We start from the raw sequence: 5,713 nt of genomic DNA on the forward strand, positions 1-5,713 counted from the left end.
TCATTTGTTCAATAATCCCTAGTAAATTTTCTTTAATTTGTGTTGCGTAGCTAGTCATTAATATGCCTCCTTGAAGTTGTATATCATCAAGGGGCTTCGCCGCAAATTTTATAGATTTTGTCAAGCTTTTTTACATAAAAAATACCCAAGTAGCGGTTTAAGTACTTGGGTATTTAAGAAGTATTCTAAGTTCAATGTCTTAACTAAATGACATTGATCGGGGTAGGCTGTTTTTTATATGCAATATAAACATTGTAAAATCAAGGGATAAAAATTATGAAATTATCTCATTTAGTATATCGGAAGTGCCATCTTTTAAATGTAAGAAAATAGATGAATTAATTTGTTTTTCATAAGGTGTATTAGGGGCAGTGTTACTAGAACTATGGGTTCTAGAAGATTTGAGTGAATTTGTATCAGTAGAATTTGTTTTTATTGGAGTATATTTAGTCAAATCAATTTTAGTTGTTGATCGATTCATTGCATAATCAACTATATCTACATAAATGTAATCTGAAGTACAGTTACTGACATCAAAGCTTCTTGTAGTTAAAGAAGTAGATTCTGCTGTGGGTACAGCAAAAGCATTTATATAATCATAATTATCATTGTATAAGTATAGAAGCATAATATAGTGATTATCTTCAGCAGAAATTGTAAGAATTTTTTGTTGTTATCTATTGTGAGTTGGCTATTTAATAATTTAGGGGATTGTGTATCAACAACAAATGGTAAAGTTAATGATTGCTCAGGCGTGTTAGGTTCATCAATAGTAGCGAATAAAGTATAAGTGTATTGTCCATCAGGTAGTTCTTGTTCAAAACAAGGTATAAATGATGTGGATAATGTGTTATTAAAATATGTTTTACGAGTAGGAGATAAAGTATCATCAACTACTACTTCGTTATTTACAGTAGTTACTTGTCTACGTAAGGTACGAGAAGTCTATCATTAAATTAATTTTATCACCATTATGGTCATTATTTGGAGAAATTGCAATGAGCTTAGAATCAAAGTAATAGTCATTTCTATAGGGATTAGTTCCCAATATAGTGGTTACAGATGCATTATTTTCAATGATAGAAGTGCTAGCTAATTGATTAGCATAGTAATATCCAGAATCATAAATGTAATGATCAAAAATAGGTGCATCTTTCCAATTTCCATAAAAACCAACATAAGGAATATTTAGAGTAGTATGTTCAGTAGAATAAAATGTTAAGTATCCATCGATAAAAAAGCCATTAGTGAAAACTTGTTCTAGTTGATCAATATCTGAAATGGGAAGAGAAACCTTGACACATATGTTTAAGGATGAATTAGCATCTACAGTAATTGATTCAGGTGTAGTTGATGAAATAATATTTAAAGAACTTGGGGTGGTACAATTAATATTTTTGACACTATCGTTAAGTTGAATCTTGGCATTAGAAAGAGGATAAGCATGATCAGTAATAAAGTTTGGAAGATTAGAGGATCCATAATTAGAATAATTATCAGTAAATATACTTGAAGTAACATAGAAGGTAGTGGAGATGTCCGAAAAATTTTGTAGTATTACATTGAAGCTGAAAGAAGAATTTAATTGATATCCTAAATCGACTTTGGGTTCATAATTTTGAGAATTATAAACTAAAACTTTTACATTTGAGGCACCCAAAAGGTTGACAAGGCCAGCACCTTGCTTACGTGGAGAGTAAGGTAAAGAAGTTGTACTATCAATTAGAGGTTTAGCTGTATTCATTAATAAGGTTTTAATGAGTTTACTTTTTGTAAAAGAATAACCTTCAAAAGTATTTGTATGATTTAGGTATTGGGCTAATAAGTCAGAACATCCAGTAATATATGGAGTAGCCATAGAAGTTCCAGTATATGTGCCATAGGTATTGTTAGGCAAGGTAGAGTAAATATTTTCGCCTGGGGCAGAAATTTCAGGCTTTATAGATAAGTCACTAGTTACCCCCCAAGATGAAAAATTGCTAGGTGTTTGTGCATCAGATGAACTAGCTACAGCAATGGCAGTTGGTATAATGGCAGGGCTACTAGCAAGTCCATAATCAGGATTTGTTGTTAAAGGGGCTACTATATTATTTTGATAATGGTAATAGCTTGATATACCTGTACGATTAATATTTCCGGAAGAACATATAATGCTAATGCCTGCATCGGAAGCTCTATTAAAAATAGTAGTATAATCAATATAAGGCGAATTACTAAATCCGGCATCTAAACCACTACTTATATTAATTACATCAGCATTAAGCGTGATAGCATCTTCTAGTGCAGCACATAGAGTTATATCATTACCACGTCCAGTATCGTCAAAAATCTTAAAGGCTATTAATTGTGCCTCTGGTGCGATGCCATCAAATTTAGTTGGGTTTCCAGATTTATTAGCAGCTAAAATACCAGCAACATGTGTACCATGAGTATAATTGGAATGCGTATTAGAATCGAGGTTAGCATAATCATAGGCAAATGGAATTTTAGAACTTTTATATACGTCATCAACTAGTATATTTTGGGAATTAATCGAAAGAGAAGGTAGTTTATTAAGTACATCTGATTTAGATAAGGCACATAAACTAGTATCATTAAGTGTCATTAATTCGTGTTCTGTGTCTAAATCTGAATCTAAAAGAGCGATAACAGTCCCTTCTCCTTTATATGGGAAATTACCTTCGGAAAACTGAGATAATAGTGAGCTATTTTGGTTCGAAGATTCTTGAATAGACGTTTGAGAAAGTTGATATGAAGTAGAAGGATAAATGTTTTTAACTCCTTTTAAACAGCGAATTTTTTCAATGTCATCTTTATTAATAGTAGCAGAAAATCCATTTAAAAGATTTTTGTATGAATATTCAAAGGTTGCATTAGAATTTATGGTATTAATAATTTGTTCTTGAATTTGTTCTTGATTAGCTAAAATTTTAGAAGATAGTTTTTTTCTAGAGATGAATTAAGAAATGATACAAGTGTATCTTCTTGAACAAAATCATATTCCAATAAAGGCGAATCTTCAAGTTCTATGATAACAGAGATACTTTCAGATGTAGTTGTTACAGAGGTGGGAGAATCATTTAATGTCTGATTATCCACTAAGTAAAAAGTATTTTGCTGAACGGTTGGTGGTAAAATTGAAGCATATACAGTGAGTTGATTAGTAATAAGTAGCAAACAAAGAAGTATTAATATGTTTTGTTTATTCATAAAAGACCTTCTAAAATAAGTGATAATTATATAATAGCATGAATTTTCAAAAAATATTGAATTTAATTAAAAGACAAAATAATATAATAATATAAGCGCTTATAAATATATCTTTAGGAGAATTAAATATGAATGATTATTTAGGTAATATGTATAACACTAATACTAATACTAATACTGAAATTTCTACACAAGGAAGCTGTTCAATTAATGCATGTATAGTAGATGGTGGAGGATGTGCATCAATTAGTTATAGTAATGAGAAAACATATACAGCTAAGGGATGTTATAAAACTAAGGGTGTAGTAGAAAAACAAGTATTAAACTTTATACAGAATAGTGTAAAGTAATATATATGTTTATATATATGGAACTAGGCATAAGCAAGGATGAATAATATGAATGTATATAAATTTTGTAGACAATATATGGTTAAGTATAGAATCTTATTTTATATCTATATATTAATAAATATGGTTTCTAGTGGAATCAATTTGGTATTTCCACTATTAAACGGAATGTTTATTGACAATTTAACTATAAGCAAAGATAAATATTTTTTATGGAAATTTTGTGTGGCATTTGCAATATTAAATATTGTAAACATCTTAATAGGATTTATTAGTAGTTATTTATATACTATTTTACAAACTAAAGTTGCATTTGATATGAATCTAAATGTAATAAAACACTTACAGAATAGTTCATTGCTCAACGTAAATGATCAGAATCCAGTTTATTTGACGCAAAGGATAAATAGTGATTGTAATAGTTTAAGTATGTTTTTTGTAAGTTTAGCAATTAATATTATTACTAATGTAATGATACTAATATATGCTATTATTTATTTGAAAAATATAAGTAGTAAGATACTACTTATAACTATAGTTTTAAGTTATGTCTATGTATTACTGTATAATCTATTTAAAAAGCCAATGTATAAAGTTTTTAGAAAATTCAAAGAATAACAAGCTATGTTTTTTCTAGTTTAAATGATCAGTTAATGTATATAAAGTTTATAAAGATTCACTCAGCTTATAAAGTTTTTAATAATAGATTAGTAGAAAATTTCAAGAAATTGTTGAGTCGGGCAGTTTTACAACAAAGAATAAATTATTTATTTTCTAGTTGTGATAGCATTATTATGAGCATTGCACAAGTTATTATATATGTATTGGGTGGTATTGAAATTATTAATGGTAAATTGTCCATAGGTGCATTTACTATTATTATTAACTATCTTAGTAAGATATTGGATAGTTCTAGGTTTTTTTTGAATTTAGGAAAAAGTTACCAAGATAATTTAGTGTCATATAAGAGAATAGAAGAAATTTTAAAAATAGTTGATGAAGAACAAGGAAATTATATTTTAGATGAAATTAGTAGCATAGAAGTGAAAGATTTATCATTTAAGTATAGTAGTGAATATATAGTAAAGAATATTAATTTAACTTTTAATAAAGGTAATATATATTTTATTAAAGGTGGTAATGGGGCAGGAAAGAGTACTTTAATTGATTTAGTTATTGGAATGTATATAAAAAGTTACGACGGTGAAATTTTCTATAATGGAATAAATATTAAATCAATAGATATGAAACAAGCTAGGCAAAATAATATTGCAGTTACAGAGCAAGAACCTATACTTATGAATGATACATTGGAGAATAATATATATCTAAATCATGCCCAAAAAGTTGATGACATAGAATATTATTTATCTGTTTTGGGAATAGATGAATACATACACTCTTTGAAAAAAGAGGAAATAATTTTTAATGATAGTTCAAGTAATATATCTGGAGGAGAAAAACAAAAGGTATCATTATTAAGAGCTATTTTAAAGAATTCAGAGGTGCTTATTTTAGATGAGCCTACATCAGCTATGGATTATCAAAGTAAAATTAAGTTTCTAGAATATATAAAACATATTAAGTTGGATAAAATCATTATTATTATTTCACATGATGAAATGATTTATGACATTGCTGATGAAGTAATTGAGTTAGCAAAGGGAATAATTGTATAGTGATATTAAGAAAAGGAGGAAAGAGAATGGCTATAGTAAATTGTATTTATCCAGTTGTAATGATTTTGGTAGCTTTAGTGATAAAAAAATGTTCCTATGAATATAAAGGAAATGCTTCCGGAGGCTATAGCACACCAAGGGCAAGAGCTTCTAAACAAGCATGGACTTATGCGCAGATTATAGCACCAGGTGTTTTTATAAAATATGGAATAAGAGCTTTAATCGGTTGCTTAATAGTTAGTATTTTACCATTGGCGTTTATTAGAGATAATAGTCAATTAATCTGTTCTCTAATAGGATTAACTGCTTTAGTAAATTCATTTATAAAAGTGGAGAAAAGTTTAATAAATAATTAGTAAATAAGAAGTTGAGGATATTTCACAATTCAAAAGTTGCCTTCTGTGGATAAAATTTTTGATTTTTATTAAAAAGTTCAAAAAATGGCGTCATTCAGTTCAGCCAGTAAAATTTGAT

General features: G+C 28.3%; 7 protein-coding genes. 4 read left to right on the plus strand and 3 right to left on the minus strand.

Annotation, left to right across the window (positions count from 1 at the left end):
• Positions 1-274 precede the first annotated feature (274 nt).
• The 3 genes from JCM14822_RS17665 to JCM14822_RS17675 all read right to left on the minus strand — a co-directional run bounded on the left by JCM14822_RS17665 (position 275) and on the right by JCM14822_RS17675 (position 3,210).
• Positions 275-628: a hypothetical protein gene (locus JCM14822_RS17665; protein WP_054743891.1), complete on the minus strand. Its 354-nt coding sequence runs from the start codon at positions 626-628 to the stop codon at positions 275-277.
• Positions 629-925: 297 nt separating this feature from the next.
• Positions 926-2,956 (minus strand): S8 family serine peptidase, encoded by a 2,031-nt coding sequence (locus tag JCM14822_RS17670; RefSeq protein ID WP_306307386.1) that lies wholly within the window; start codon positions 2,954-2,956, stop codon positions 926-928.
• Entirely contained in the window at positions 2,923-3,210 is a 288-nt protein-coding gene (locus JCM14822_RS17675; RefSeq protein ID WP_054743895.1) for a hypothetical protein, read from the minus strand. The genes JCM14822_RS17670 and JCM14822_RS17675 overlap by 34 nt, the downstream gene beginning before the upstream one ends.
• 128 nt (positions 3,211-3,338) lie before the next feature.
• On the opposite strand from JCM14822_RS17675, the gene JCM14822_RS17680 reads away from it, so the two are divergent.
• The 4 genes from JCM14822_RS17680 to JCM14822_RS17695 all read left to right on the plus strand — a co-directional run bounded on the left by JCM14822_RS17680 (position 3,339) and on the right by JCM14822_RS17695 (position 5,595).
• The gene (locus JCM14822_RS17680) at positions 3,339-3,560 is read left to right on the plus strand and encodes a hypothetical protein (RefSeq protein ID WP_054743897.1); all 222 of its coding nucleotides are present in this window, start codon (positions 3,339-3,341) and stop codon (positions 3,558-3,560) included.
• Between the two features lie 78 nt (positions 3,561-3,638).
• Positions 3,639-4,178, plus strand: a complete 540-nt coding sequence (locus JCM14822_RS25270) for an ABC transporter transmembrane domain-containing protein (RefSeq protein ID WP_408606222.1) — start codon at positions 3,639-3,641, stop codon at positions 4,176-4,178.
• Entirely contained in the window at positions 4,175-5,239 is a 1,065-nt protein-coding gene (locus JCM14822_RS17690) for an ATP-binding cassette domain-containing protein (protein ID WP_304502438.1), read from the plus strand. The genes JCM14822_RS25270 and JCM14822_RS17690 overlap by 4 nt, the downstream gene beginning before the upstream one ends.
• 26 nt (positions 5,240-5,265) lie before the next feature.
• Positions 5,266-5,595 (plus strand): SdpI family protein, encoded by a 330-nt coding sequence (locus JCM14822_RS17695; protein ID WP_054743903.1) that lies wholly within the window; start codon positions 5,266-5,268, stop codon positions 5,593-5,595.
• Positions 5,596-5,713: the final 118 nt, after the last annotated feature.

It is taken from the genome of Cellulosilyticum ruminicola JCM 14822 (assembly GCF_001311925.1).
Lineage (GTDB): Bacteria > Bacillota > Clostridia > Lachnospirales > Cellulosilyticaceae > Cellulosilyticum > Cellulosilyticum ruminicola.